25 protein-coding genes are annotated in these 25,184 nt (G+C 71.0%); 15 read left to right on the top strand and 10 right to left on the bottom strand.

All coding sequences use genetic code 11. The features are described from left to right. Positions 1 to 72: 72 nt before the first annotated feature. Positions 73 to 1,161: a redox-regulated ATPase YchF gene (ychF, locus tag ACWEF2_RS26180; protein WP_453818985.1), complete on the bottom strand. Its 1,089-nt coding sequence runs from the start codon at positions 1,159 to 1,161 to the stop codon at positions 73 to 75. A gap of 190 nt (positions 1,162 to 1,351) precedes the next feature. On the opposite strand from ychF, the gene ACWEF2_RS26175 reads away from it, so the two are divergent. Next, positions 1,352 to 2,665 (top strand): DNA recombination protein RmuC, encoded by a 1,314-nt coding sequence (locus ACWEF2_RS26175; protein ID WP_453818984.1) that lies wholly within the window; start codon positions 1,352 to 1,354, stop codon positions 2,663 to 2,665. Between the two features lie 131 nt (positions 2,666 to 2,796). Continuing rightward, positions 2,797 to 3,321, top strand: coding sequence for a DUF6542 domain-containing protein (locus tag ACWEF2_RS26170; protein WP_453818983.1), 525 nt, complete (start codon positions 2,797 to 2,799; stop codon positions 3,319 to 3,321). 16 nt (positions 3,322 to 3,337) lie between these two features. Here ACWEF2_RS26170 and ACWEF2_RS26165 read toward each other — a convergent pair whose 3' ends face one another. Next, entirely contained in the window at positions 3,338 to 4,306 is a 969-nt protein-coding gene (locus ACWEF2_RS26165; RefSeq protein WP_453818982.1) for a 4-hydroxy-3-methylbut-2-enyl diphosphate reductase, read from the bottom strand. 143 nt (positions 4,307 to 4,449) lie between these two features. Here ACWEF2_RS26165 and ACWEF2_RS26160 point away from each other — a divergent pair, with 143 nt between their 5' ends. Beyond that, positions 4,450 to 5,385, top strand: a complete 936-nt coding sequence (locus ACWEF2_RS26160; protein WP_453818981.1) for a hypothetical protein — start codon at positions 4,450 to 4,452, stop codon at positions 5,383 to 5,385. Between the two features lie 27 nt (positions 5,386 to 5,412). Then, on the top strand, positions 5,413 to 6,627 hold the full coding sequence (gene xseA / locus ACWEF2_RS26155) for an exodeoxyribonuclease VII large subunit (RefSeq protein WP_453818980.1): 1,215 nt from the start codon (positions 5,413 to 5,415) through the stop codon (positions 6,625 to 6,627). Between the two features lie 2 nt (positions 6,628 to 6,629). Here the strand turns inward: xseA and ACWEF2_RS26150 are convergent, their stop codons facing one another. Beyond that, positions 6,630 to 7,100, bottom strand: a complete 471-nt coding sequence (locus ACWEF2_RS26150) for a GNAT family N-acetyltransferase (protein WP_453818979.1) — start codon at positions 7,098 to 7,100, stop codon at positions 6,630 to 6,632. Positions 7,101 to 7,164: 64 nt separating this feature from the next. Here ACWEF2_RS26150 and ACWEF2_RS26145 point away from each other — a divergent pair, with 64 nt between their 5' ends. Further along, on the top strand, positions 7,165 to 7,395 hold the full coding sequence (locus ACWEF2_RS26145; RefSeq protein ID WP_453818978.1) for an exodeoxyribonuclease VII small subunit: 231 nt from the start codon (positions 7,165 to 7,167) through the stop codon (positions 7,393 to 7,395). Between the two features lie 22 nt (positions 7,396 to 7,417). Here ACWEF2_RS26145 and ACWEF2_RS26140 read toward each other — a convergent pair whose 3' ends face one another. Together ACWEF2_RS26140 and ACWEF2_RS26135 are read right to left on the bottom strand one after the other, a co-directional pair. Next, positions 7,418 to 7,966: a DUF4245 domain-containing protein gene (locus tag ACWEF2_RS26140; RefSeq protein ID WP_453818977.1), complete on the bottom strand. Its 549-nt coding sequence runs from the start codon at positions 7,964 to 7,966 to the stop codon at positions 7,418 to 7,420. Between the two features lie 55 nt (positions 7,967 to 8,021). Further along, positions 8,022 to 8,627, bottom strand: coding sequence for a TetR/AcrR family transcriptional regulator (locus ACWEF2_RS26135; protein WP_453818976.1), 606 nt, complete (start codon positions 8,625 to 8,627; stop codon positions 8,022 to 8,024). An 86-nt stretch (positions 8,628 to 8,713) separates the two neighbouring features. Here ACWEF2_RS26135 and glpX point away from each other — a divergent pair, with 86 nt between their 5' ends. Continuing rightward, positions 8,714 to 9,748 carry a class II fructose-bisphosphatase gene (glpX, locus tag ACWEF2_RS26130; RefSeq protein ID WP_453818975.1) on the top strand — a complete coding sequence of 345 codons (1,035 nt, stop codon included), beginning with the start codon at positions 8,714 to 8,716 and terminating at the stop codon, positions 9,746 to 9,748. A 28-nt stretch (positions 9,749 to 9,776) separates the two neighbouring features. Here the strand turns inward: glpX and ACWEF2_RS26125 are convergent, their stop codons facing one another. From ACWEF2_RS26125 to ACWEF2_RS26110, 4 genes are all read right to left on the bottom strand, one after another. After that, positions 9,777 to 10,385 (bottom strand): DUF1707 SHOCT-like domain-containing protein, encoded by a 609-nt coding sequence (locus tag ACWEF2_RS26125; RefSeq protein ID WP_453818993.1) that lies wholly within the window; start codon positions 10,383 to 10,385, stop codon positions 9,777 to 9,779. Positions 10,386 to 10,453: 68 nt separating this feature from the next. Beyond that, complete coding sequence (gene iolB / locus ACWEF2_RS26120; protein WP_453818974.1) at positions 10,454 to 11,275, bottom strand: 5-deoxy-glucuronate isomerase; 822 nt, start codon at positions 11,273 to 11,275, stop codon at positions 10,454 to 10,456. Positions 11,276 to 11,381: 106 nt separating this feature from the next. Then, on the bottom strand, positions 11,382 to 11,501 hold the full coding sequence (locus tag ACWEF2_RS26115) for a Cgl0159 family (beta/alpha)8-fold protein (protein WP_453818973.1): 120 nt from the start codon (positions 11,499 to 11,501) through the stop codon (positions 11,382 to 11,384). 165 nt (positions 11,502 to 11,666) lie between these two features. Continuing rightward, entirely contained in the window at positions 11,667 to 13,220 is a 1,554-nt protein-coding gene (locus ACWEF2_RS26110; protein ID WP_453818972.1) for an aminotransferase-like domain-containing protein, read from the bottom strand. Positions 13,221 to 13,287: 67 nt separating this feature from the next. On the opposite strand from ACWEF2_RS26110, the gene ACWEF2_RS26105 reads away from it, so the two are divergent. Together ACWEF2_RS26105 and ACWEF2_RS26100 are read left to right on the top strand one after the other, a co-directional pair. Beyond that, a complete protein-coding gene (locus ACWEF2_RS26105) occupies positions 13,288 to 14,364 on the top strand; it encodes a DMT family transporter (protein ID WP_453818971.1) in 1,077 nt (358 codons plus the stop codon). Between the two features lie 406 nt (positions 14,365 to 14,770). Beyond that, a complete protein-coding gene (locus tag ACWEF2_RS26100) occupies positions 14,771 to 16,423 on the top strand; it encodes a fumarate hydratase (protein ID WP_453818970.1) in 1,653 nt (550 codons plus the stop codon). A gap of 193 nt (positions 16,424 to 16,616) precedes the next feature. Here ACWEF2_RS26100 and ACWEF2_RS26095 read toward each other — a convergent pair whose 3' ends face one another. Next, positions 16,617 to 17,210, bottom strand: coding sequence for an N-acetyltransferase family protein (locus tag ACWEF2_RS26095; protein WP_453818969.1), 594 nt, complete (start codon positions 17,208 to 17,210; stop codon positions 16,617 to 16,619). A gap of 153 nt (positions 17,211 to 17,363) precedes the next feature. Between ACWEF2_RS26095 and ACWEF2_RS26090 the strand changes: the two genes are divergently transcribed. The 7 genes from ACWEF2_RS26090 to ACWEF2_RS26060 all read left to right on the top strand — a co-directional run bounded on the left by ACWEF2_RS26090 (position 17,364) and on the right by ACWEF2_RS26060 (position 25,180). Continuing rightward, the gene (locus tag ACWEF2_RS26090; RefSeq protein WP_453818968.1) at positions 17,364 to 17,972 is read left to right on the top strand and encodes a superoxide dismutase; all 609 of its coding nucleotides are present in this window, start codon (positions 17,364 to 17,366) and stop codon (positions 17,970 to 17,972) included. Positions 17,973 to 18,041: 69 nt separating this feature from the next. Next, entirely contained in the window at positions 18,042 to 19,169 is a 1,128-nt protein-coding gene (locus tag ACWEF2_RS26085) for a serine/threonine-protein kinase (protein ID WP_453818967.1), read from the top strand. Positions 19,170 to 19,225: 56 nt separating this feature from the next. Then, positions 19,226 to 20,638, top strand: coding sequence for a serine/threonine-protein kinase (locus ACWEF2_RS26080; RefSeq protein WP_453818966.1), 1,413 nt, complete (start codon positions 19,226 to 19,228; stop codon positions 20,636 to 20,638). 35 nt (positions 20,639 to 20,673) lie between these two features. Beyond that, positions 20,674 to 22,065, top strand: coding sequence for a class II fumarate hydratase (locus ACWEF2_RS26075; protein WP_453818965.1), 1,392 nt, complete (start codon positions 20,674 to 20,676; stop codon positions 22,063 to 22,065). Positions 22,066 to 22,190: 125 nt separating this feature from the next. Beyond that, positions 22,191 to 22,577, top strand: coding sequence for a tautomerase family protein (locus ACWEF2_RS26070; RefSeq protein ID WP_453818964.1), 387 nt, complete (start codon positions 22,191 to 22,193; stop codon positions 22,575 to 22,577). A 53-nt stretch (positions 22,578 to 22,630) separates the two neighbouring features. Continuing rightward, complete coding sequence (locus tag ACWEF2_RS26065) at positions 22,631 to 23,194, top strand: GyrI-like domain-containing protein (RefSeq protein ID WP_453818963.1); 564 nt, start codon at positions 22,631 to 22,633, stop codon at positions 23,192 to 23,194. A gap of 114 nt (positions 23,195 to 23,308) precedes the next feature. Next, positions 23,309 to 25,180 carry a helix-turn-helix domain-containing protein gene (locus ACWEF2_RS26060; protein WP_453818962.1) on the top strand — a complete coding sequence of 624 codons (1,872 nt, stop codon included), beginning with the start codon at positions 23,309 to 23,311 and terminating at the stop codon, positions 25,178 to 25,180. Positions 25,181 to 25,184: the final 4 nt, after the last annotated feature.

Here is a 25,184-nt window from a genome sequence, read left to right as displayed (position 1 = left end):
CCGGAGGCCCTCACCGCCGCATGAATCCATCCGAACGCGAGGTGAGCCCGAAAGGCATGGTCGCCGCGCCGGTCACACGTTGAAGCGGAACTCCACGACGTCGCCGTCGCGCATCACGTAGTCCTTGCCCTCGATGCGGGCCTTGCCCGCCTGGCGGGCGGCGGCGACCGAGCCCACCTCCACCAGTTCGTCGAAGGAGGTGATCTCGGCCTTGATGAAGCCGCGCTGGAAGTCGGTGTGGATGACCCCGGCCGCCTCGGGGGCGGTGGCGCCCTTGCGGATCGTCCAGGCCCGGGTCTCCTTGGGGCCGGCGGTCAGATAGGTCTGCAGGCCGAGGGTCTCGAAGCCGATCCTGGCCAGCTGCGCCAGGCCGGACTCCTCCTGGCCGACGGACTGCAGGAGTTCGAGCGCCTCGTCGTCGGGCAGTTCGACGAGCTCGGACTCGATCTTGGCGTCCAGAAAGACGGCGTCGGCCGGGGCGACGAGCGCCGACAGCTGTGCCCGCAACTCCTCGTCGACCAGCTCGTCGGCGTCGAGGTTGAAGACGTAGAGGAACGGCTTGGCGGTCAGCAGGTGCAGCTCACGCAGGTCGGCCACGTCGATCCCGGCGCCCTTGGCCCCGGCGTACAGGGTGGTCCCGCCGTCGAGAAGCTTGACGGCCGCCTCGGCGGCCTCCAGGACGCCCCTGCGGTCCTTGTTGGTCCTGGACTCCTTCTGGAGGCGGGGGATCGCCTTCTCCAGCGTCTGCAGGTCGGCGAGGATCAGCTCGGTGTTGATCGTCTCGATGTCGCGCCCGGGGGCGACGCCGCCGTCCACATGGGTCACGTCGGGGTCGTTGAAGACCCGGATGACCTGGCAGATGGCGTCGGTCTCGCGGATGTTGGCCAGGAACTGGTTGCCCCGTCCCTGCCCCTCCGAGGCGCCGCGGACCAGACCGGCGATGTCCACGAACTCGACCTTGGCGGGCAGGATCTTCGCGGAGCCGAAGATCTCGGCCAGCTTCTCCAGACGCGGGTCGGGAACGCCGACGATGCCCACGTTGGGCTCGATGGTGGCGAAGGGGTAGTTCGCCGCCAGGGCGTTTGCGGTCTTCGTCAGCGCGTTGAAAAGCGTTGACTTGCCGACGTTGGGCAATCCGACGATGCCGATGCTCAGGCTCACGTGAGCCGAGTTTAGAGGGAACCGCCCAGTGCTATCCGCCTCGGGCGTGTCACAGGATGGTGGAATCGGTCTCCGATCGGTCCCCTTCCAGCCCGCCGGAAGCGAGGGGACGGGTGGGCCGGAAGCGCTCTGGAAGGCGTGTCGGGAGGCCAGGAGCCGTCGGGCCTGCGATCATTCCGGGGTGAATGTCATGGCCCTCGCCTTCCAGCTCGCTGTGGGACTCGCCGCAGGACTCGCGATCGGGTTCCTGCTGGGCAGGGCGCGCGCCTCCTCCGGGGCCTCCGACATCGTCACGCGCCTGGCCGAGGCCGAGGCCCGCGCCAAGGTCGCCGAGGAGAAGGCCGCCTATGTGGAGGGACAGCTCACCGAACGGTTCCAGGCCCTGTCCGCCAAGGCGCTCGACGTCAACAACCTGCGGTTCCTGGAGCTGGCCGAGACCAGGATGGCCGTCGGCCAGGCGGAGGCGGCCGGGGAGCTGGAGCAGCGCAAGCAGGCCGTCGAGCACCTGATCGAGCCGTTGAAGGACACCCTGGCCCGCGTCGAGACGCAGCTGCGCGACACGCAGGCGGGCCAGCGGGTCGCCCACGCCGAACTGGCCAAGCACATCGACGTCGTCCGGGAGAGCAACGACCAGCTGCGCCTGCAGACGACCGCGCTGGTGCGCGCGCTGCAGCGGCCGGAGGCCCGGGGCCGGTGGGGGGAGCTCCAGCTCCGCAGGGTCGCCGAGATCGCCGGGATGCAGCACCACTGCGACTTCGACGAGCAGGCGAGCGCCACCACCGCCGACGGCCGGCTCCGGCCCGACATGGTGGTACGGCTGGCCGGCGGCAAGAACATCGTGGTCGACTCCAAGGTCTCGCTGGCCGCCTACCTGGAGGCCGCCGAGTCCACCGACCCCGACCACCAGTCGGCCCGGCTCGACAGTCACGCCCGTCACGTGCGCGAGCATGTGGACCGGCTGGCCGCCAAGGCCTACTGGCAGGCGTTCAGCCCGGCGCCGGAGTTCATGGTGCTGTTCATCCCCGGCGAGGCGTTCCTGGCCCCCGCCCTGGAGCGCGACCCGGCCCTGCTGGAGTACGCCATGCGGCGGCGCGTCCACATCGCCACGCCCACCACGCTGATCACCATGCTCCGCACGGCGCAGTACGCGTGGCAGCAGGCGGCGCTCAGCCAGAACGCGCAGGCGGTCTTCGAGCTGGGCAAGGAGCTCTACGAACGGCTGGGCAGCATGGGACGGAACATGGAGACGATGGGCCGGTCGCTGAGCCGGGCGGTGGAGTCCTACAACCGGACGGTCGGCTCCCTGGAGACCCGGGTGCTGGTGAGCGCGCGCAAGCTGAACGACCTGGGGCTGGTGGAGACCGAACTGGACATCCCCCAGAGCGTCGAGGACCTGCCGCGCACGCTGACCGCCCCCGAACTCCTGGGGGAACTGGGAGAAGAGGAGTCAAGGCCGCCTCTCGTCTCCCGGCTGAACGGTAAGTTGGCGAACGACCTGCCCTAGAGGCTGTTCCCTGGAGGCGCCGGCGACCGGACACTGTAGGCGGAGGAAGGGATGGCCATGGGGGGCCAAGGTCGAGGGGGACGGCTGATGGACGAGCGGGGCGACGGGCGGCCACATGGCCGGGTGATCGCATGAGTAAACGGAAACGGAGCGGCGGCGTCCGGCTGACCGCTCGGGGCGCGGTGGCGCTCGTGCTGGCGTTCACGCTGGTGGGCAGGGTCCTGCAGGCGTTAATCGGGCCGTCGGCCCTGGTCGGGGTGGCCTTCGTGATCGGATGCGGGGCCGCGGTGTCGATGGTGAACCGGCGGGACCTGCTCTCGCTGGTGGTCTCCCCGCCGCTGGTCTTCTTCGTGGCCACGCTGCTCGCCGAGACGATCCACTGCCTGGGCGCGGCCACGCCGATGCAGGCGCTCGGGCTGGGCATGTTCACCTCGTTGTCGGCCGGCGCCCCGTGGCTGTTCGCGGGCTCGCTCCTGGTCCTGATCGTCGCCTGGCGGCGTGGCCTGGCCAGATGCGTGCGCGAGCTGCGCGAGGAGCTGCGGTCCGGCGCCCCCGAGGTTCCCCGCCCGAGGGTCGGCGACAGCGCCGGGTTCGCCCCCGAACCGGAGGGTTACTTCGAACCCAAGGTGTACGGCACGCCCCGCGACGGACAGTAGCCGGGGGCGGGCCGGATCAGACGGTGGCCCGCAGGTCCCTGCGGAGCTCGTGCGGAAGGGCGAAGCGGACGCTCTCCCGGATGGACTCGACCTCTTCGACGTCGTCGAAGCCGTGCGTGGCGAGGCGGGCCAGGACTCCGGCGACGAGCTCCTCGGGGACCGAGGCGCCGCTGGTGACGCCGACCGTGGTGACGCCGTCGAACCACTCGTCCTTGATGAGCGAGGCGTCGTCGACCAGGTAGGAGGCGGCGGCGCCGTGGTCGAGGGCGACCTCGACCAGCCGCTTGGAGTTGGAGGAGTTCTCCGAGCCGACGACGATGACCAGCTGGGCCTCGGCCGCGATCTCCTTCACCGCGACCTGGCGGTTCTGGGTGGCGTAGCAGATGTCGTCGCTCGGCGGGTCGATGAGGTTGGGGAAGCGCTCCTTGAGCCGGGAGACCGTCTCGGTCGTCTCGTCCACCGACAGGGTGGTCTGCGACAGCCACACCAGCCGCTCGGGGTCCCGTACCTGGACGGCGCCGACCGCGTCGAGGCCGTCGACGAGCCGGATGTGGGCGGGGGCCTCGCCCGCGGTGCCCTCGACCTCCTCGTGGCCCTCGTGGCCGATGAGCAGGATGTCGTAATCCTGGGAGGCGAAGCGCTTGGCCTCGTTGTGCACCTTGGTCACCAGCGGGCAGGTGGCGTCGATCGTCTTCAGGCTGCGCTGGGCGGCCTCCTGGTGGACCGTCGGGGAGACGCCATGAGCGGAGAAGACGACGATGGCCCCCTCGGGGACCTCCTCGGTCTCCTCGACGAAGATCGCTCCGAGCTGCTCCAGCGTCTTGACGACATGGGTGTTGTGCACGATCTGCTTACGGACGTAGATCGGCGCGCCGTACAGCTCCAGGGCCTTCTCCACGGCTTGGACCGCACGATCGACCCCCGCGCAGTAACCACGGGGCTTCGCCACTAGTACGCGTCGGGTCGCGGGGGTCTGTGAAGTCATGTTCTTATGCTACGTGGAGTGCCCGCCGGGCTCATCCACTCGCCCTATGACCTCACATAGTCCTAAAAAGTCCTACTAAGGCACAGTCTTGCCGATTTACTTGCCAGACTGAACGTCGAATACAGACCTCCCTGGGAGACGACATGGCAGTCCCTGACATCGTCCGCAATGTCACCAAAAATGTGCGCGAGGCGCTCTCCAGCCGTGAGGAGTTCAAGGAGAAGGCGAAGGACCTGCCGCTCTACGTGCTCCAGACCGCGCTGAGCGGGGTCGGCCAGGCGCTGTTGCTCGGCGACCGGGTGAGGACCACGATCAAGCGTCTCACCGGCCAGACCGAGGAGACCAAGGAGACCGACGAGGCGTCCCAGAAGCCCGCCGACCAGCGGGCCGAGGCCGCGGAGCCCGTGGAGGGCACCGAGAGGAAGGCCGAGGAGAAGCCGGCGCGCCGCGAGCCGGTCATCTTCGCCCCGCGTCCGGAGACCACTGAGTCCAAGGACGGCGAGGACGTCAAGGCCGAGGCCAACGGTACCAAGAAGCGTCCCGAGCCGGTCATCTTCGCCCCGGCCACGTCCAAGGCGAGCGCCCCCGAGACCACCACGGCCCAGCCGGAGCCCGTGGCGGAGTCCAGGCCGGAGCCCGTGGCAGGGTCCAAGACGGCCGAACCCAAGGTGGAGCCGGAGGTCACCGCGCCGAAGGCCGGGGTGGAGACCGGAACGGAGACGGCCGGACTCGGGATCGCCGAGCCCCCGGCCGTGAAGGTCGAGGTCACCGAGGTCGAGGTCGCCAAGCCCGAGACGGCCGACGCCGCCGCGGTCGAGGTCACCGAGACCAGGGTCGCCGAACCGGTCGCGAAGGTCACCGAGGCCGTGGAGCCCGCCGAGGTCGCCGAGGTCACGGTGCCCGCCGAGCCGATGCCCGGACACAGCGGGCTGACGATCGCCTCCCTCCGCGCCCGGATGCGCGGCAAGACCGCCGAGCAGATCCGGGAACTCCTCGCCTACGAGCGGGCCACCACGGCCCGCGCGGACGTCGTGCGCATGTACGAGAACCGCCTGGCCAAGATTGAGGCCGCCGAGTAACCGCCTCCGCGGCGTAGGCTCCCGGCCATGAGCTCGAAGACCACCCCGGAACAACCGCTTCCGGTCCGCACGGTTCTGCAGATGGTCGGTGGCTGGATCGGCAAGCTCGGCACCGTCTGGGTGGAAGGGCAGATCACCGAGCTGACCGCCCGCGGCGGCACGGTGTTCCTGACGCTGCGCGACCCGGTGGCCAACGTGTCCGCCCGGGTCACCTGCCCGCGCGGCGTCTACGAGGCGACCGTCCCCCGCCCGGTGGACGGCGCCCGGGTCGTCATGCACCTGAAACCGGATTTCTGGGTCAACAAGGGCTCCTTCGCCTTCACCGCCCTGGAGATGCGCCCGGTCGGCGTCGGTGAGTTGCTGGCGCGGCTGGAGCGGTTGCGCCAGGTTCTCGCCTCGGAGGGGCTCTTCGGAGTCGACCGCAAACGGCGGCCGCCGTTCCTGCCCGGCACGATCGGGCTGATCTGCGGCCGTGACTCGGCCGCCGAGCGCGACGTGCTGGAGAACTCGCGGCGACGCTGGCCCGCGGTCCGGTTCAAGGTCGAGCCCGTCGCCGTGCAGGGGCCGTACGCGGTCGCCGAGGTCGTCGAGGCGCTGCGTGGGTTCGACGCGGACGGCGAGGTCGACGTCATCGTGATCGCACGGGGCGGCGGCTCGATGGAGGACCTTCTACCCTTCTCCGACGAGGCCCTGGTCAGGGCGGTGGCCGCCTGCCGGACCCCGGTGGTCAGCGCGATCGGCCACGAGCAGGACAACCCGCTGCTCGACCTGGTGGCGGACGTGCGCGCGTCCACCCCCACGGACGCCGCCAAGAAGATCGTGCCGGATGTCGGCGAGCAGCTCACGCTCGTCCGGCAGCTCCGCGACCGGGGGCGCCGGGTGGCCGGCGGCTGGCTGGAGCGCGAGACGACCTGGCTGGCGGCCGTCCGCTCCCGGCCGTCGCTGGCCGATCCGGTCAGCGAGATCGAGCGCAGGGCCGAGCAGGCCGAGCAGCTCAGAGACCGCGCGCGACGGTCACTGACCACCTCCCTCGACCGTGCCGAGGACTCCCTGGAGCACCTGCGTGCCCGGCTGGTCACCCTGTCCCCCGCCGCCACCCTGGAGCGCGGTTACGCGATCGTGCAGCGTCCCGCGGGTGATGTCGTACGGCGCGCGCACGACGTCGCCCCCGGCGACGAGCTGACGATCCGCTTCCCCGACGGGCGGGTGAGGGTCAGGGGCGAGACTCCGGCGGCCGGATGACGTCAGGAGGGGTCGCGCCAGGTGAGCGAGGGATAGTCGTCGACGACGAAGCCGAGCTCCCGGTAGAGGGACTCCGCGTCCGAGGTCGCGTGCAGGTCCACCCTGCGAATGTCCGCACGGCGGTACCAGTCCATGAGCATGACCATGATCGCCCGGCTGTGCCCCCGGCGCCGGTGGGCGGGGTCGGTGGTCATGCCCTGGATGTAGCCGTAGCGGCCGCCGGGGACGGTGGGGCCCGGAAAGCAGTCGAAGATGAGGCCGATTCCGCAGGCGGCCAGCCCGCCCTCGGGGGCGTCGACCACGTAGACGGCGGTGTCCGGACTGTCCAGCCGCTCGTCGAGGGAGGCCGCGTACGCCTCGTGCCAGTGGCCGTCGATCGGGTAGCTGCCGTCCTGCGCCATCCGGTCGGCCAGGATCTGCCTGAGGCGGACCAGCTCGGGGATGTCCCCGGAGGCGGCGTGTCGAACGCTCATATATCCAGTCTTTCAGGCGCTCGCTCCGCACCGGCCGCCGGTCGGTGACTCTAGGGTGGGGTGCGTGGCCGATGAGAAGACACCGTCGTACGAACAGGCACGCGAAGAGCTGACCGAGGTGGTCCGCCGTCTTGAGGCGGGCGGGCTCACCCTGGAGCAGTCGATCGAGCTGTGGGAGCGCGGCGAGAGACTGGCGGCGCTGTGCGAGGAGTGGCTCCAGGGTGCCCGGGTGAAGCTGGCCGCCGCCATGGCGCAGCGCAGACAGCCCGACGCGGCGGGGGACACCCCCTTCTAACTTCCGGGTGCCCCGGGCCGCGTCAGGAGGCGATCTTCGACTGCTGTTTGAGGGAGCCGGCCAGGGCCGACAGCTCGTCCCACTCGGCGGTGCCGGTGACGACGAGGGTGACGTCGGGGAGAAGCCGGACGAGTGAGCGCTGGTTCTTGTCCTTGCGGAAGCGCTGTTCCCAGGTCACGCCGTTGATCTGAACACTGCCGGTGACCTCGTTGGTGTTGGCCATCCGGTTGGCGAACCCCGCCGGGGGCCCCTCATCGCTCTGGCCGAGCATCGCGTGGGCGCGCTTGGCGGTGGCGAAGCCGAGCTTCCAGGTCACCGCGGCCTTGCCGTCGGCACCTTTCTCACCGGTCTGGCGGGAGCTCGTCGGCACCCAGCCCGCGAGCACCGGGTCGGGTGACCACACCTGGTACGGCGCGGCCCGCCGCATGTTGGCCAGGTCGATGGAGAAGTCGATCCTGGGAATGTGCTCGGTCCGGCTCTGCGGCGTGACCAGCAGAAAGACGCCGACGCCCGCGAGGCAGACCAGCATCGCGACCACGTAGCCGTAGAAACCCTGAGTAAACCGTTGCACGACTGTCAAGACTATCGGCCCGGACGGGTACCCCTCCCCACGGGGCGACGGGATCTCAGGGACGGTGGATCCGCCCGATGATGGCCAGCACGCCCTCGGCGAGGACGCGGGAGGCGTCCTCGTCCTCGGACAGGGCGACCTCGGAGACGGCGGCGGCGAGGGCGCCGGTGAGGACCACGACCAGCGCGCCCTCGTCACCCTCGAACAGCGCGGCGTTGCGCTTGGCCCACTGGCGCAGCCTGTCGCGCATGACCACCTCGAACCCGGGCGGCCCGTCGCCGCGCAGGAACAGCGCGGCGATCTCACGCTCGGCCAGGCAGCCCTCCAGGTAGGCACGCGCGCCCGCGACGAACAGCCGCATCGGGTCGGTCTCTCCCCCGGCGCGGGCGGCCTGGACCGCCTGCTTGGTCCGCCGGCCCTGCCGATCCTGGAACTCGTCGAAAAGTGTCAGATAGAGGTCTGCCTTGCCGGAGAAGTGGTGATACAGGCTTCCGACGCTGGCCCTGGCGCGGGAGACCACCTCGGTCACTCCGGCCTCGGCGAAACCCCTTGTGACGAAGACCTCCCGGGCCGCGGCGAGAAGGGCGGCGCGTGTGGCGGCACCACGCTCGGAGGCGTATGTGGGCACGTCTGTCACCGGCCGTCCCGAGTCGCTGCTCATCGTGGGGACATTATCCTCCGCTGCCCGGCGAGAAAGGGGGCAACTACGATCGTTGCAGTAATCCACGAGAAGAGGGGTCTTCTGTCATGTCCGATCAGACGTCCGTCCCTGCCGCGCTCGCCACAGGTGAACACGCACCTGATCGCAACCTCGCCCTTGAACTCGTCCGGGTCACCGAGGCGGCCGCGATGTCCGCGGCCCGCTGGGTGGGGCGTGGGGACAAGAACGGCGCCGACGGCGCCGCGGTGAACGCCATGCGTCAGTTGATCAACACGGTGTCGATGAACGGTGTGGTGGTGATCGGCGAGGGCGAGAAGGACAACGCGCCGATGCTCTACAACGGGGAGCACGTCGGTGACCGCAGCGGCGCCGAGTGCGACGTGGCCGTGGACCCGATCGACGGCACCCGGCTCACCGCGCTCGGCATGCCCAACGGAATCTCGGTCATCGCGGTCAGCGAGCGCGGCTCGATGTATGACCCGTCCTCCGTCTTCTACATGGACAAGCTGGTCACCGGCCCGGAGGCGGCCGAGAGTGTGGACATCAACGCGCCGGTGGCCGACAACATCGCCGCGGTGGCCCGCGCCAAGGGCGGCGAGCCCTCGGACGTGACCGTGGTCATCCTCGACCGGCCGCGCCACGACAAGATCATCAAGCAGATCCGGGAGACCGGCGCGCGGATCAAGCTCATCACCGACGGCGACGTGGCCGGAGCGATCATGGCGGCCCGGGCCGGCACCGGCGTGGACCTGATGCTCGGCATCGGCGGCACCCCCGAGGGCATCATCGCGGCCTGCGCGCTCAAGTGCCTGGGCGGCGTCATCCAGGGCAGGCTGTGGCCGCAGGACGACGCCGAGCGGCGCCGGGCGCTGGACGCGGGCCTGGACCTGGACGCCACGCTGAGCACCGACGACCTGGTCAGCTCGGACGACGTCTTCTTCGCCGCCACCGGGATCACCGACGGTGAGCTCATGCAGGGCGTCCGCTACCGGGGTGGGTGCGCCGTGACCAGCTCCCTGGTCATGCGTGGCCGTTCCGGAACGATCCGGAAGATCGAGAGCGAGCACCAGCTCTGGAAGCTGCGCGCCTACAGCGCGATCAACTTCGACAACGCGAGCTGACCTCTCGCGCCGCTCCCGGTCTCGCCGGTCAGCGGCGGAACCAGGAGCGGCGCGGGCGCTTCGGCGACTTGGCGACGACGGTGCCCATGGTGATGAGCCCGGTGATCTCGATCACCGGGCCGTCGGGAGACGGCGGGACCTGGTTCTTCTTGCTCGCCATGATCCCGGAGGCGGGCATCTCGATCCGGACGCCCTCGGGAACGATCAGCGTGAGGGTCGCGGCCATCACGGTGACCTGAATGGTCACATGGCTGGACTGGAGCACCGCCTCACGCAGGTCGAGCGTGACGTTGGCGAAGATCGCGGTGGCCGAGAAACGGGTGGGCACCACCCAGCGGCCCACGTGCCGTTGCGAACCGAAGAAGGCCGTCACCGGGCGGACGTCGGTCCGCAGCGGCTGGGCCTCGGGCGGGAGCAGGTCCGCGGTGAGCGCGGCGAGTTCGCCCAGCGTACGGATCCGGTACAGCGAGTCGATCCGCTGCTCGTGCTCGTCGTGGGTGAGCCGGCCGTCGGCGAGCGCGTCGCCCAGCACGGCGGCCACCCGTTCGCGGTCGTCGTTCCCCGCCCGCAGTTCGCCGGGGCGCGGCTCACGTCCGGGATCACGGGGCACCGGGGGCGGGGAGATATCCACCCCCATCACGATAATCCCTGCCTGGACCGGAACGGGGGATCCAGGTCCCCGGCACGGACCGAGTCCTCGCGGAGTCACCGTGACGCTCTCGTCATGGGGACTCTGGGGTCGGCGGCCTGCTTCCTCCAGGAGGAGCGGATCCAGGCGTGCCGGGGGTCGTCACGGCAGGTCATGGACCGCACCGGGGCGGGTCCCGCCAGCACGTTCAAGGAGTAGAGGTCGTAGCCGGGAGCCGCCATCGACGGACCGTGGTAGCCGTGCGGGACGAGCACCACGTCCCCGGCGGACACCTCGGCCAGCACCTCGTGGGTGCCGTAGACCCGCTGGTAGCCGGGACCGCCCTCGAAGTAGTAGATCTCCTCCAGTACGGCCTCGCGCCCGGAGGCCGAGTCGTGCTTGTGCGGCGGGTAGGACGACCAGTTGCCGCCCGGGGTCAGCACCTCGACCGCGATGAGTTTGTCGCAGTCGAAGGCGTCGGGCGCGCAGAAGTTGTTGACCTGGCGGGTGGCGTGGCCGGCCCCGCGCACCTCGACGGGGACGTCACGCGCCGCGCCGTACCGGACGGGAAAGCTCCTGGTCGCGCGGGCCGAGGGGAAGGCGAAGCGGCCCCGCCCCGTGATGCGGACGGTCGCGTCGACGGGCAGGTAGGCGAAGTCGCTGACCGCGTGGAAGACGGAGGTCCGGCCGGAGACGGCGAGCCGTACCCCGTCGCACTCGACCTGGCACGATCCCGACAGCGGCAGGACCAGCATCTCCTCCTCCCCGGTGTTGAAGCGCACGCTCTCGCCCGACAGGTTGAGCAGGCGGAGCCCGGTGTAGGTCCACCCCGCCGACTCGGGGGTGATCCACAGTGCCCAGGGCGCCAGCGTCGCGCTGCCGGCCGGGATGAGGGTCATGGCCCGTCCCCACTCCGTGCCCCATCCCCATCACGTGATCCCCCAGGACACGCGCCGGGGACACCGGGGCCGTCCGGGACACCGGGTCCGTCCGATCTCTCGGTACTCATGCCACCTCCAGCATCGCCGCGGCGGTGTCGACGACCGCGGTCACGTCGTCTTCGGAGGGGTACAACAACGCGCGGCCGACTACAAGCCCCGTGCCCGGAAAGGCCGCGCGTCGCACAGAACCGCACCGCGGCCACCTCCGCCGTCACCACGGACGCCGTCCTCCCGGACACCGCGCGTCGGCGGGTTCCCGGCGGCGCGGTCAACGCGATCAGCACAGTCAACGCGGTCAACGCGGTCAACGCGGTCAACGCGGTCAACGCGGTCAACGCGGTCAACGCGGTCAGCAGGGTCGGCGCGGGAGCCTGCTCGCGAGGGTGCGGACGGTCTCGTCGGCGCGGTGGGCGGGGAGGCAGGCGAACCCCACGACCAGGGCCGGTGGTCCCGGCGCGTACCGCATCGGAGCCACCGGCTCGACGGCGAGGCCACAGTCCTGAGCCGTCTCGGCAACGGCCGGCTCGTCCCAGCCGCCGGGCAGCTCGGCAAGCAGGTGCAGCCCGGCGGAGACGCCGCGCACCCTGATCTCGGGCAGGTGCTCGGTCAGCGCGCCCACCAGGGCGTCGCGGCGGGTCCGGTACTCCCGGCGCATCCTCCTCAGCTGCCGGTCGTAACCGCCGGTCCTGATGAGCTCCGCCAGCGCGTACTGCTCCAGCACCGGTGAGCCCAGGTCCAGTTCGGCGCGGGCCAGCCGTATCGACTCGGCGATCTCGGGCGGCGCAGCCACCCAGCCGAGCCGGAGTCCGGGGGCCAGGGACTTGCTCACGCTGCCCACCAGGACCACCCGGTCGGGGGCGAGCCCCTGCAGGCACCCCACCGGGTCGCGGTCGAACCGGAACTCGGCGTCGTAGTCGTCCTCCAGGACCGTCGCGCCGGTCGCGGCGGCCCACTCGATCAGCTCGGCGCGGCGGCGCGGGGAGAGCACGATGCCGGTCGGGTACTGGTGCGCGGGGGTGAGCAGCACCGCCCGTGCCCCGCAGGCGGCCAGGGCGTCGACATCGACGCCCTCCTCGTCCACCGGGACCGCGACCGGGTCCGCGCCCGCGGCGCGTAGCAGCGGGAACTGGCGCAGGCTGGTCGGGTCCTCGACCGCCAGCCTGATCGGGTCGAAAGGCGGCACGGAACGCGTGGCCCAGCCCCCCGGCCGATCCGGGTCATGGGCGGCCTGAGCTGCAGGCCGATCCGGGTCGTAGGTGGCCTGGACGAAAGACCGATCCGGGACGTGGGCGGCCTGGGTGACGGACCGGTCCGGGGCGTGGGGGGTCCGCTCTTGGGGAGGCCGTCCGCGGAGCGTGCGGACGGTGAGGCTCAGCCCCTGGGCCACCCCGCCCACGATCACCAGGTTGTCGGGGGTGACGTCCGCCGCGCGGACCCTCCGCAGGTAGGCGGCCAGCTCCTCGCGCAGATCCGGCACACCGCCGGGGTCGCCGTAGTCGAGCGCGGCGGCGGGCAGGGTGGCGAGTGCCTGCCTGATGGCGGCCAGCCACCGTTCGCGGGGGAAGGCGGCCAGGTCCGGGGAGGTGGAGCGCCGTCCGTGGTACGGCCGGCGGGCGGGCACCGCCGGATCGTGGCCGGAGACGGCCGGGGGCCGGCCGGCCGCGGGGGCCACCACGGTGCCCGCGCCGACCCGGGAGATCAGGAACCCCTCGGCGACCAGCCGCTCGTACGCCTCCACGACCACTCCGCGTGATAGCCCGAGGTCTCTGGCCAGTTCCCGGCTGGCGGGCAGGCGCGCGCCGGCCGCCAGCCTGCCCTGCCGTACGGCCTGCCGGAGCTCGTGGGCGATCTGGCCGGCGATCCCTCCGGCCGCCCGGTCGACGGTCAGGTGCAGGTCGGCCAATTGGTCCTCGATTTTACCGATTTATTGGACCCGTGAAGGGAACCATTCGCTCTCTAGCATTCCCGATATGAAGCCAGTTGTCACCGCCGCGCCCCCGTCCGCGTCCGGTGTGGAGTTCCGCGCCCTGGGCCAGGCCGCGGGGGCGATGTTCCTGGTGGGCACCCTGGCCGCCGTCTCCGGCGTGATCCAGGACTACCCGGTCTACGGTGGCCAGGCGCTCCGCTACCTCCTCGGCGCCGCCGTCCTGCTCACCGTCGCGCGGGTCGCGGGCCTCCGGTTCGTGCGGCCGACGCGCCGCGAGGGCGTGCTGCTGATCGCACTGGCGCTGCTCGGGCTGGTGGTCTTCAACGTCTGCGTGATCGAGGCCACCCGGCGCGGCGGTCCCGCCCTGGTCGGCACCGTGCTCGGTACGGTCCCGCTGATACTGGCTCTGCTCGGCGGACGTCCCTCGCCGCGCGTCGTCGGGGGCGCGGTGGTGGTGGTCGCCGGGGCGACGCTGGCCACCGGGCTGGGCAGCGGCGATCTACCGGGGCTGCTCTGGTCGCTCGGGGCGCTGTTCTGCGAGGTCTGTTTCTCGCTGCTGGCCATCCCGCTGCTGCCCAGGCTGGGCGCGGTGCGCGTGTCGGCCTACGCGGCCATGCTGGCCGTACCGCTGCTGGCCGTCGTCGGCCTGCTGCTGGACGGCGCCGGGATGGTACGGGTGCCCACCGTCGCCGAGGCCCTGGGGCTGGGCTACCAGGCGGTGGTCGTGACGGCCGTGGCGTTCTTCCTGTGGTACGACGCGCTGCCCCGCCTCGGCCCGGGGACCGCCGGTCTGTTCGCCGGGCTCATCCCGGTCGGCGCCATCGTCACCGGAACGGTCCTCGGCCTGGCCTCGCCGTCGGCGCCCGACCTGTTCGGGGCCGCCCTGGTGGTGGCCGGGATCGTCATCGGCCTCAGCGCGACAGCCTCGCCGACGATTTCCCCGGCAGTTCCCGCGTCCCCGGCGTCCCCGGCGCCGACGTCCCGGACAGCGACTCAGGCAGCGGCTTCGGCGGGGACTCCGAAGGGGATCTCGCCGAACCCGTCCGCTGCCGGGGCAGGTTCATCTGCGACCTCGGTATGTCCGCCGGCTGCTGGGGAGCCTGTCCGTCCACACTTCTGATGGTCGCCAGCGCGATCGCGATCAGCGAGACCGCCAGCCCGGCGACCACGATCAGCGCGAGGATCACGAGCATGACGATGTTGCTGACCATAAAGGTGTCGCTGGCCATGACAGCGGTTCCGGTCTCCATGACGCCCTCCGGCCTCCACCGGGCCCTGGGCCCGGCCTCTCTTCCAGCTTCCTCTCTGTCTTCGGACAGATGTGGACAAAGGACGTCATAAACAGTTAATCCTTGTTAAAAGTGCTTATTTCACGTCTCGGACCGACTCCCAGGGCGGCGAGACGGGAGAACCCGCACGATCGGCGGAGCCGTCCCCGACACCCGACCACCGCGGGAGGGCGCGATCGGCAGGCCGTACCCTCTAGGAGGACCGGAGAAGGCCACCGGCACGGAGGATCGAGGACGATGCCCGAGTTCGACTACACCGACCTGCTTCCCATGGGGCCGGATGAGACGCGATACCGTCTGGTCAGCGCCGAGGGGGTGCGCGTCGTCGAGGCCGCGGGCCGCAGGTTCCTGGAGGTCGCCCCCGAGGCGCTGAGACTGCTGACCGAGACGGCGATCCACGACATCTCCCACTATCTCCGGTCGTCCCACCTGGCCCAGCTCCGCAAGATCATCGATGATCCCGAGTCCAGCGGGAACGACCGCTTCGTGGCACTCGACCTGCTGAAGAACGCCTCGATCTCCGCCGGCGGCGTACTCCCGATGTGCCAGGACACCGGCACCGCGATCGTGATGGGCAAGCGCGGCCGCCACGTGCTCACCGACGGCGCCGACGGCGAGCACATCTCACGTGGCGTGTACGACGCCTACACCAGGCTGAACCTGCGCTACTCCCAGATGGCGCCGATCACCATGTGGGAGGAGCGGAACACCGGCTCCAACCTGCCCGCGCAGATCGAGCTCTACGCCGAGGACCCCGGGGGCCACGCCGACGAGTACAAGCTGCTCTTCATGGCCAAGGGCGGCGGCAGCGCCAACAAGTCGTTCCTCTACCAGGAGACCAAGGCCGTTCTCAACGAGAAGCGGATGCTCGGGTTCCTGGAGGAGAAGATCCGTTCCCTGGGCACCGCCGCGTGCCCGCCGTACCACCTGGCGATCGTCATCGGCGGCACCTCCGCCGAGCTCGCGCTGAAGACGGCCAAGTACGCCAGCGCCCGCTACCTGGACACCATTCCCACCGAGGGTTCGCCCAGCGGCCACGGCTTCCGCGACACCGAGCTGGAGGCCAAGGTCTTCGAGCTCACCCAGAAGCTCGGCATCGGCGCCCAGTTCGGCGGCAAGTACTTCTGCCACGACGTCCGTGTCATCCGCCTGCCCCGCCACAGCGCCTCCTGCCCGGTCGCCGTCGCGGTCTCCTGCAGCGCCGACCGCCAGGCCCTGGCGAAGATCACACCTGATGGGATCTTCCTGGAGGAGCTGGAGACCGACCCGGCCAGGTTCCTGCCGGAGACCACCGACGAGCACCTGTCGGACCACGTGGTGAAGATCGACCTCAACCGTCCGATGCCGGAGATCCTCGCCGAGCTCACCAAGTATCCGGTCAAGACCCGCCTGTCCCTGACCGGTCCGCTGGTCGTCGCCCGCGACATCGCGCACGCCAAGATCGGCGAACTCCTCGACGCGGGCGGCGAGATGCCGCAGTATCTCAAGGACCACGCGGTCTACTACGCCGGCCCCGCCAAGACCCCCGAGGGGTACGCCTCCGGTTCCTTCGGCCCCACCACCGCGGGTCGCATGGACTCCTACGTCGAGCGCTTCCAGGCCGCGGGCGGCTCCATGGTCATGCTGGCCAAGGGCAACCGGTCCAAGCAGGTCACCGACGCCTGCGCGGCCCACGGCGGCTTCTACCTCGGCTCCATCGGCGGTCCCGCCGCCCGTCTCGCCCAGGACTGCATCAAGAAGGTCGAGGTCCTGGAATATCCCGAGCTCGGGATGGAGGCCGTCTGGAAGATCGAGGTCGAGGACTTCCCCGCCTTCATCGTGGTGAACGACCAGGGCGAGGACTTCTTCAGCGACACCGCCGGCCCGGTCCTGTCCATCGGCCGCCGCTGACCGGAGGCGCGGGCCCGGCTCCCCCGAGCGGGGCCCGCGCGGCCGGACAGGGCACGGCCCCCGGGCGAGAGGGCTGCGGGGTCGCTCGCGGGATGCCCCTGGAACGCGCTGTGGCCCTCACAGGACAGTTTTGACGGAATCCTGCGAGCTTCCCCCCTCTGGCGCCCAAAATGTCGCCCCGGGACGAGCTGGGTCAGCCGGGACCGTCCAGGCCGGGCGGGTGGGGCGGGTCAGCCGGGCCGGGCGGGGCGGAGCACCCCGGCGGGGCGGGTGAGAGGTAGATCCGGAAGGCGCGGTCACGGACGTGGAACTCGCGCAGGCAGCGCCAGCCGAGGCGTTCGTAAAGGCGGACGGCGGCGGTGGCCTCGGATGAGGTGACCAGCCAGGAGAGGCCCACCTCCGCGGCGACGTCCCGGACGAGCACGGTGCCGACGCCACGGCCGGCGAAACGCGGGGAGACCGCGACCTCGTGAAGCTCGAAGCGGGTGTTCAGAATCGACAGGTCGCCGGTGACGTCGACCACGGCGTCGGCGATGGGGCCGTAGAGGCGATCCTCCGGCCAGGGGTCCTTGGTCGGGAAGCCGTAGGCGAACCCCACGGGCTCACCGTCGAGATAGGCGACGCGGCAGCGGAAGCCGGGGGTCCGGAGATGACCGGGCAGGCGGCCGGCGAAGGCCCGGATCTGGTCGGGGGTCTCGCGCCACGGCGGCGGTGCGAACGCCTCCGCGTAGACCGACTCGAACGCCGCGATGACCGGCACCGCGTCGAGCGTCAGCCCGAACGGCACGGGACCCCCTCAGGACCAAACCAACACCTGCCATCATGATGTACCTGCGAATCTATCGCAACAGCGGAAAGACCTGGGTAGCAGGACTGACGCATGTGCGAGCAAGTTGCAATAGTGTCCGAAGAGCATTGATCGACGAGGAGGCAGACCTTCATGGCCGAGTACACCCTTCCGGACATGCCCTACGACTACGCGGCGCTGGAGCCCGCGATCACGGGCGAGATCCTGGAGTTGCACCACTCCAAGCACCACGCCGCCTATGTCAAGGGGGCCAACGACACCCTGGAGCGACTGGCCGAGGCCCGCGACAAGGGCGAGTTCGGCGGACTGGTCGGGCTGGAGAAGACCTTCGCCTTCAACCTGTCCGGGCACGTGCTGCACTCGATCTTCTGGGAGAACCTCTCCCCCGACGGCGGCGACCGTCCCGACGGGGAGCTGGCGGCGGCCATCGACGAGCACTTCGGCTCGTTCGAGGCGTTCGCCAAGCAGCTGACCACCGCCACCGCCGGCGTGCAGGGCTCCGGCTGGGGCATCCTGGCCTGGGAACCACTCGGCCGCCGCCTGGTCGTCGAGCAGGTCTACGACCACCACGGCAACGTCGGGATGAACACCACGCCGCTGCTGGTCTTCGACGCCTGGGAGCACGCCTACTATCTGCAGTATCGCAACGTGCGACCCGACTACGTCGAGAAGCTGTGGAGCCTGGTCAACTGGAACGACGTGACACGGCGTTTCTCGACAGCGACGAGCACGAAAGCCTGACTGAAGATCGCAAGAAGTTTCGAGCCGGTCTCTACTGGTCGCACTACGCAAATCGGTAAGCTGCCCCACATGCGTGCGCCGTCCGGATACCTTCTTGCAGCGCGCTATCGGCTGGCCGAGCCGGTTGGGCGCGGCGGCATGGGCACCGTCTGGCGGGCACATGACGAGCTTCTGGGCCGTGAGGTGGCGGTCAAGGAGGTGCGGCTGCCCCTGGTCCTCGACGAGGAACTGCGGGCGGAGCTGTGCGCCAGGACCGAGCGCGAGGGACGGGCGACCGCCATGGTCGCCCACCCCTCGGTCATCACGGTCTTCGACGTCGTCACCGAGGACGAGCGCCCGTGGATCGTGATGGAGCTGCTCCGCGCCAGATCCCTGGAGCAGCTCCTCCAGGACCGGGGCCCGCTGCCGCCGCGTGAGGCCGCGGAGATCGGGCGGCAGGTCCTGGGCGCACTGCGGGCCGTGCACGCCAAGGGGATCCTGCACCGCGACGTGAAGCCCAGCAACGTCCTGGTGACCGGCGATCGATCGGTGCTCACCGACTTCGGCCTGGCCGCCCTCGAAGGCGACGTGTCGATCACCCAGGCGGGTATCGTGCTCGGCTCGGCCGGGTACATCGCCCCCGAGCGGGTGCTGGGCGCCAAGGCCACCCCGTCGGCCGATCTGTGGTCGCTCGGCGCGACCCTCTACTCCGCCGTCGAGGGCCGCGGGCTGCAGGGGCGCCGTACGGCCGCCGCCGCAATGGCGGCGCTGACCAGCGGCGAGCCGATTCCGATGGAGAAGGCGGGGCCGCTGACCCCGGTGCTGCGCGGCCTGCTCACGATCGACCCGGCGACCCGGCTCGACGCGGTCCGCGCCTCCCTGATGCTCGCCCGGGTGGCCGCGGGCGAGTCGGCCGAGGCGCCGACCGTCAGAAGCACCACGACACTCACCACCGCCTCGTTCGGCCGCCGCTCGCAGCGCCGCGGGCTGCACCGGGCGGGCTCCGCGCCGACTCCGGCGCCCCCGCCGCCAACCCCGGCCCCGGCCCCGGCCCCGGCGCCTCAGCTCCGCCCGCACCGCCGCCCGACCGAGGGCGTGCACCGCAGGTCGGTGAGGCGCCCCTCCGCTCCACACCCGTTCGTCCGGATCCTGCTGGCCCTCATCCGGCTGGTGGTCCCGCGCCCGCTCCGGCCCAAGGAACTCCGTAAGCGCGGATAAAGCCAGGTTCAAGGAAGAATCGCTATCTTCTTCTCATGCCGGAACAGCAGACGCGCGTGCTCGCTGACCGCTACGAGCTGATCGCACCGCTCGGCCGGGGGACGATGGGTACGGTTTGGCGTGCTCACGATCGCTCCCTGGGCCGTGAGGTCGCGATCAAAGAGATCCGTCAGGACCCCGGGCTCAGCGAGGACCAACGCGCCGAACTTCGGGAGCGCATGATCCGTGAGGGTCGTACGGCCGCCCGCATCAGCCATCCCTCCGTGGCGACCGTCCACGACGCGATCATCGAGGGCGGCAGCCCGTGGATCATCATGGAGCTCGTGCAGGCGCGCTCCCTGGAGCAGGTGATCGAGGAGGAGGGGCCGCTGCCGCCCCGGCTCGTCGCCGAGATCGGGGTGGACCTTCTGGGAGCGCTGCGGGCCGCCCACGCCCAGGGGGTGCTCCACCGCGACGTGAAGCCCGGCAACGTGCTGATCACCGAGACCGGCCGGGTGGTGCTCACCGACTTCGGCATCGCCAAGTCCGAGGGGGACAGCAGCCTCACCAAGACCGGCATGGTGATCGGCTCCCCCGGGTACACGGCGCCCGAACGGGCACGCGGGGAGCACAACGGGCCCGAGTCGGACCTCTGGTCGCTCGGCGCCACGCTGTACTTCGCGGTGGAGGGCCGTCCCGCCTATGAGCGCTCCTCGCTCGCCGCGACCCTGGCCGCCCTGATGCGCGAGAAGGCCGATCCGCCGACCCAGGCTGGACCGCTCCGGCCGGTGCTCGAACAACTCCTCGAACGGGACTACCGGCTACGGCTGTCGCCCACGCAGGCGATCGCGATGCTCCGGACCGTGGCCGACACCCCCTCGGCCGCCACCGAGCCCCCGTCCGTCGAGCCCTCGTCCAGCGAACCCCCGTCCGCCACGTCCGGAGCCGGAGCCGCCAAGCCGTCGGCCGCCGAGGATGTTCAGGCGGCGGACGAGGAGTTCGACGCCGACCGCACCGTGCTGGTGATCCGCCCCAAGGGCGGTCTCCGTCTGGCCGGTCCGGGCGCGCCCGCCGCCAAGACGTCCGCGCCGGTGGCCGGGGGTGACACCGTGGCCTTCATCCCGGCGGCCACGGTCGGCGGTCCCCCGGTGTCCGCGCGTCCTGGGCGGGTGGACGCGCGTCCGGGAGGACAGGGCGGCCCGGAACCCGGCAGGCCGGGCAACGGGCAGCGGAGTCCCTCGGGACCGGCGGGGCCCGGGGCGCCGGCGGCCGGGCGAGCCGGCTCCCCGGTCGCGGTGCCCGTCGGCCCGTCACGCCCTCCCGGGCTGGGAACCGACCTGTTCGCGATCGCCGACCAGAACGGCCGGGGTGGGCGGCGGGGTGCTCCGGTGGCCAAGACCACCGTCGGCCTGCTCGTCCTCATGGGGGTGGCGGCCGTCTCGCTGTTGGTGATCGTCATTCTGGCGGTGGCGGCCTTCGCCCACGGTTGATTCGAGCCGTGTCCGGCAGGACGCAGACTGGACTGATGAGCGAGTATCGGATCGAACATGACTCGATGGGTGACGTCCGGGTTCCGGCGAGCGCGAAGTGGCGGGCGCAGACCCAGCGGGCGGTGGAGAACTTCCCCATCTCCGGGCGCGGTCTGGAGAGCCCGCACATCGCCGCGCTCGGCTTGATCAAGGCCGTCGCGGCCGAGGTCAACGCCCAGCTCGGCGTGCTCGACAGGGAGCTGGCCGAGGCGATCGCCGAGGCCGCGACGGATGTGGCGGAGAACGAGTGGGACGACGAGTTTCCCGTCGACGTCTTTCAGACCGGCTCGGGCACCTCGTCCAACATGAACGCCAACGAGGTGATCGCCACTCTCGCCGAGGAGCGTCTGGGCCGTCCCGTCCATCCGAACGACCACGTCAACGCCTCGCAGTCCTCCAACGACGTGTTCCCCACCTCCATCCACGTCGCCGCCACCACCGAGGTGACCTACCACCTCATCCCCTCGCTGAGGCACCTGGCCACCGCGCTGCGGGACAAGTCGCTCGCGTTCGAGCAGGTGGTCAAGGCCGGCCGTACCCATCTGATGGACGCCACCCCGGTCACACTCGGCCAGGAGTTCGGCGGCTACGCCACCCAGATCGACAACGCCGTCACCCGGGTGCGCGGCACGATCCCCCGCCTCGCACAGCTCCCGCTGGGCGGTACGGCCGTCGGCACCGGGGTCAACACCCCGCTGGGTTTCGCCCCCAAGGTCATCGAGAAGCTCCGCGAGGCCACCGGATTGCCGTTCTCCGAGGCTCCCGACCACTTCGAGGCCCAGGGCGCCAGGGACGCCCTCGTGGAGCTCTCGGGTCAGCTCCGCACGGTCGCGGTCTCGCTCAACAAGATCGCCAACGATCTCCGCTGGATGGGCTCGGGCCCCCGCGCCGGGCTCGGTGAGATCAACCTTCCCGATCTCCAGCCCGGATCCTCGATCATGCCGGGCAAGGTCAACCCGGTCATCCCCGAGGCCGTGTGCATGGTGGCCGCCCAGGTCATCGGGAACGACACCGTCGTCACCTTCTCCGGCGCCTCGGGCAACTTCGAGCTCAACGTGATGCTGCCGGTCATCGCCCGCAACGTCCTGGAGTCCATCCGGCTGCTCGCCAACTCCTCCCGGCTGCTCGCCGACCGGTGCGTGCACGGCATCACCGCCAACGTCGCGCGTCTCCTGGAGTACGCCGAGTCGTCCCCGTCGATCGTCACGCCGCTCAACCGGCTCGTCGGCTACGAGGAGGCCGCCAAGATCGCCAAGCAGGCCCTGGCCGAGCGGAAGACCATCCGGGAGGTCGTCGTCGAGCGCGGCCACGTCGCCGACGGCACCCTCACCGAGGAGCAGCTGGACGCCCTGCTCGACGTGCTCGCCATGACCCGGCCGCCGTCCTAGACGGACGCAGGACAGGGCAGAGCGGGAGCGGGAGCGGGTGGGACCAGGTGGGACTCGGCGGAGTCGGGCAGTCCTCGGCAGTCCTGGGCAGGACCTGGACGGAACGTCCTGGGACACTGGGACCCATGACTCAGATCAAGTTCTACGGTCGCCGCGACGTCTGGGCCGGACGGCGTCAGGAGGTCTCCGACACCGTGCACGGCTGCCTGACCGAGGTGTGGCGGCTTCCGGAGGACAAGCGGTTCCACCGTTTCCTGCTGCTGGACGCCGAGGACCTGGTCTGCCCGCGGCGGAGCGAGCGCTATCTGATCGTGGAGATCATCTGTTTCCAGGGCAGGTCGGACGCGGCCAAGCGCGATCTGATCCGTGCCCTGTTCGCCGGGGCGCAGCGGGACCTCGACCTCCCCGCCGACGACCTGGAAATCGTGATCCTGGAGTCACCGCAGGTCAACTGGGGCATCCGTGGTCTCCCCGGTGACGAACTCGCGCTCACCTACCCCGTCACCGTCTGATCGCCGGGCGCCGGGCTGGACTCTCCCCCCGTGGGAGAGCCCAGCCTGACGTCATGAAGAAGATCAACCGTGCCCTCTACGCCGCCAAGGCGGAACCCGCGCTCCTGGACGTCCCCGAACTGCCCTGCCTGATGACGGACGGCTCGGGAGACCCCTACGGCGACACCTACGCGACCGCCGTGGAGAGCCTGTACGGCGTCGCCTACGCGATCCGCGCCGAGCTCAAGCCGGTGCTGACCTACTCGGTGGCCCCCCTGGAAGGGCTCTGGGAGGGGTCTCCCGACGACTGGGCGTCCATGCGGTGGACCGTGCTCATCCCCCAGCCCGAGCAGGTCACCCCCGAGACGATGGCGCGGGCGGTGAGCGCCGTACGCGCCCGCAAACCCTCCTTGGACGTGGACCGGGTACGGCTGGCACCGCTGGCCGAGGGCAGGGTCGTCCAGATCCTGCACACGGGCCCGTACAGCGAGGAGCCGGCGACCGTCGGGAGGCTGATGAGGTTCGTCGCGGACCGGGGCCTGACCGTGACGGGGGCGCATCATGAGATCTATCTGTCGGCGCAGGGCCGTACGGCGCCGGAGAGGATGCGGACCATCATCCGCTATCCCGTCGGCTGAGCTGTTTCATCCGCAGGCCGGGGCCTCCGGGCATTGGTCCTCACGGAACATCGTTGTCCGCAGGTGGCCTATCGAACCCGCCAAACCAGGACAATAGATGACATGGGTGCGCGGGTGTTTCTCGAACTTCTGGCCAGGGACGCGTCGGCGGTCGAGTTCGAGGAACCCGTACTGGCCGCCAGGGCCGCGGGGGCCGACGCGGCGGCGCTGGCCGAGATCGAGGAGGCCAAGCTCATCGCGCTGCGGGTCCGGGCGCTGCTCCGCCGGAGGGCCAGGCGCGAGGCCGAGCTGTCCGCGCTGTTCGACACGGCGGGCGACCTGGCCGGGCTGCGCGACCTGGACGCCGTGCTGGAGGCCATCGTGCGCCGGGCCAGGCGGCTGCTGGGCACCGACACCGCCTACATGACGCTCCACGACCCCGAACGGGGCGACACCTGGATGCGGGTGACCGACGGCTCGGTCTCGGCGAAGTTCCGGACACTCCGGCTGGCCATGGGCTCCGGCCTCGGCGGGCTGGTGGCCCAGACCGCCACGCCGTACACGACGGCCGACTACTTCGCCGACGCGCGTTTCCGCCACAAGACGGATATCGACGACGCGGTGCGGGAGGAGGGCCTGGTCGCCATCCTGGGCGTGCCGCTCAAACTCGGTACCCGGGTCATCGGGGTGCTGTTCGCGGCCGACCGGAGCGTACGGCCGTTCACCCAGGACGAGGTGGTGCTGCTCGGCTCGCTGGCGGCGCACGCGGCGGTGGCGATCGACAACGCCCGGCTGCTGCAGGAGACCGGGAAGGCGATGGAGGAGCTCAGCGAGGCCAACCGGCGGATCGGTGCGCACAGCGGGGCCGTGGAACGGGCGGCGCTCGCGCACGACCGGATGGCCGGGCTGGTGCTGCGCGGCGGCGGGGTCGAGGACGTCGCCGCCGTGGTCACCGAGGTGCTCGGCGGCTCGCTGGTCGTGCTGGACGACGCCGGACGGCCGATCGCCGGAGAGGTGGGCGAGCTGGACGAGGCCGGGGAGACGGGGTGGCAGACCGCCGCCGCCGTGATCGCGGAGGCGGCGCGGTCCTCCCGGACGCCGGCCCGTACCGTCAGGAGGGGGAACCTGCTGGTCGCGTCGGTGGACGTGGGCGGCGAGCCGCTCTGCACGCTCGTGCTGCGGACCGAGGGCAGGGTGGCCGACGCCGACCAGCCCATCCTCGAACGGGCCGCGCTGGTCACCGCGCTCCTGACGCTGTTCCGACGTACCGTGGCCGAGGCCGAGGGGCGGGTCAGGGACGAGCTGCTGGACGACCTGATCTCCCGGCCCGATCTGAACGGCCTGGGCCGGCGGGCCCGGCGGGTCGGGGTGGATCTGGAGGCCGGCCACGTGGTGGTCGTGGTCCGCCACGACGGCCCGCGCGAGCGGGCCGGGTTCTGGGCCTCCTCACAGGCCGCGCTGAGCCACGGTCTCGCCGCCCAGCGCGGGGACGAGGTGGTGCTGCTGCTGCCCGGCGACGAGCCCGGCGGGCTGGCCCGGCGGGTGGCGGCCGAGCTGGGCGCCTCCCTCGGTCATCCGGCCACCGCGGGGGCCAGTGGCCCGGTGCGCGGTCCCACCGAGGTCGCCTCGGCCCACCGGGAGGCGCGGCGCTGCGCCGACGCCCTGCTGGCCCTGGGCCGGGCCGGGGAGGGCGCGAGCGCCGCCGAGCTGGGCTTCGTCGGGCTGCTCGTCGGCGAGGGGCGCGACATCGGGGCGTTCATCGGCTCGACGATAGGCCCGGTGATCGACTACGACGCCCGCAGGGGCACCGCCCTGGTGCACACGCTGACCACCTACTTCGGCACGGGCGCCTCACTCTCCCGTACGGCCGAGGCCCTGCACATCCACGTCAACACCGTCACCCAGCGGCTGGACCGGGTCGCCCGGCTGCTGGACGACGGCTGGCAGGCTCCGGAGCGCGCCCTGGAGGTCCAGCTCGCCCTCCGGCTCCACCGGCTCGGCGGGTGACCTG

It is taken from the genome of Streptosporangium sp. NPDC004631 (genome assembly GCF_053601935.1).
This window is presented reverse-complemented; position numbering and strand designations above follow the sequence as displayed.

Coding starts and splice junctions, on each gene's coding strand:
- ACWEF2_RS26125 (WP_453818993.1), bottom strand. CDS start 10,385: ATGGGGGTGGATATCTCCCCGCCCCCGGTGCCCCGTGATCCCGGACGT.
- ACWEF2_RS26075 (WP_453818965.1), top strand. CDS start 20,674: ATGAGCGAGTATCGGATCGAACATGACTCGATGGGTGACGTCCGGGTT.
- ACWEF2_RS26105 (WP_453818971.1), top strand. CDS start 13,288: ATGAAGCCAGTTGTCACCGCCGCGCCCCCGTCCGCGTCCGGTGTGGAG.
- ACWEF2_RS26160 (WP_453818981.1), top strand. CDS start 4,450: ATGGCAGTCCCTGACATCGTCCGCAATGTCACCAAAAATGTGCGCGAG.
- ACWEF2_RS26150 (WP_453818979.1), bottom strand. CDS start 7,100: ATGAGCGTTCGACACGCCGCCTCCGGGGACATCCCCGAGCTGGTCCGC.
- xseA (WP_453818980.1), top strand. CDS start 5,413: ATGAGCTCGAAGACCACCCCGGAACAACCGCTTCCGGTCCGCACGGTT.
- iolB (WP_453818974.1), bottom strand. CDS start 11,275: ATGACCCTCATCCCGGCCGGCAGCGCGACGCTGGCGCCCTGGGCACTG.
- ACWEF2_RS26070 (WP_453818964.1), top strand. CDS start 22,191: ATGACTCAGATCAAGTTCTACGGTCGCCGCGACGTCTGGGCCGGACGG.
- ACWEF2_RS26135 (WP_453818976.1), bottom strand. CDS start 8,627: ATGAGCAGCGACTCGGGACGGCCGGTGACAGACGTGCCCACATACGCC.
- ACWEF2_RS26165 (WP_453818982.1), bottom strand. CDS start 4,306: ATGACTTCACAGACCCCCGCGACCCGACGCGTACTAGTGGCGAAGCCC.
- ACWEF2_RS26085 (WP_453818967.1), top strand. CDS start 18,042: ATGCGTGCGCCGTCCGGATACCTTCTTGCAGCGCGCTATCGGCTGGCC.
- ACWEF2_RS26175 (WP_453818984.1), top strand. CDS start 1,352: ATGGCCCTCGCCTTCCAGCTCGCTGTGGGACTCGCCGCAGGACTCGCG.
- ACWEF2_RS26100 (WP_453818970.1), top strand. CDS start 14,771: ATGCCCGAGTTCGACTACACCGACCTGCTTCCCATGGGGCCGGATGAG.
- ACWEF2_RS26170 (WP_453818983.1), top strand. CDS start 2,797: ATGAGTAAACGGAAACGGAGCGGCGGCGTCCGGCTGACCGCTCGGGGC.
- glpX (WP_453818975.1), top strand. CDS start 8,714: ATGTCCGATCAGACGTCCGTCCCTGCCGCGCTCGCCACAGGTGAACAC.
- ACWEF2_RS26065 (WP_453818963.1), top strand. CDS start 22,631: ATGAAGAAGATCAACCGTGCCCTCTACGCCGCCAAGGCGGAACCCGCG.
- ACWEF2_RS26090 (WP_453818968.1), top strand. CDS start 17,364: ATGGCCGAGTACACCCTTCCGGACATGCCCTACGACTACGCGGCGCTG.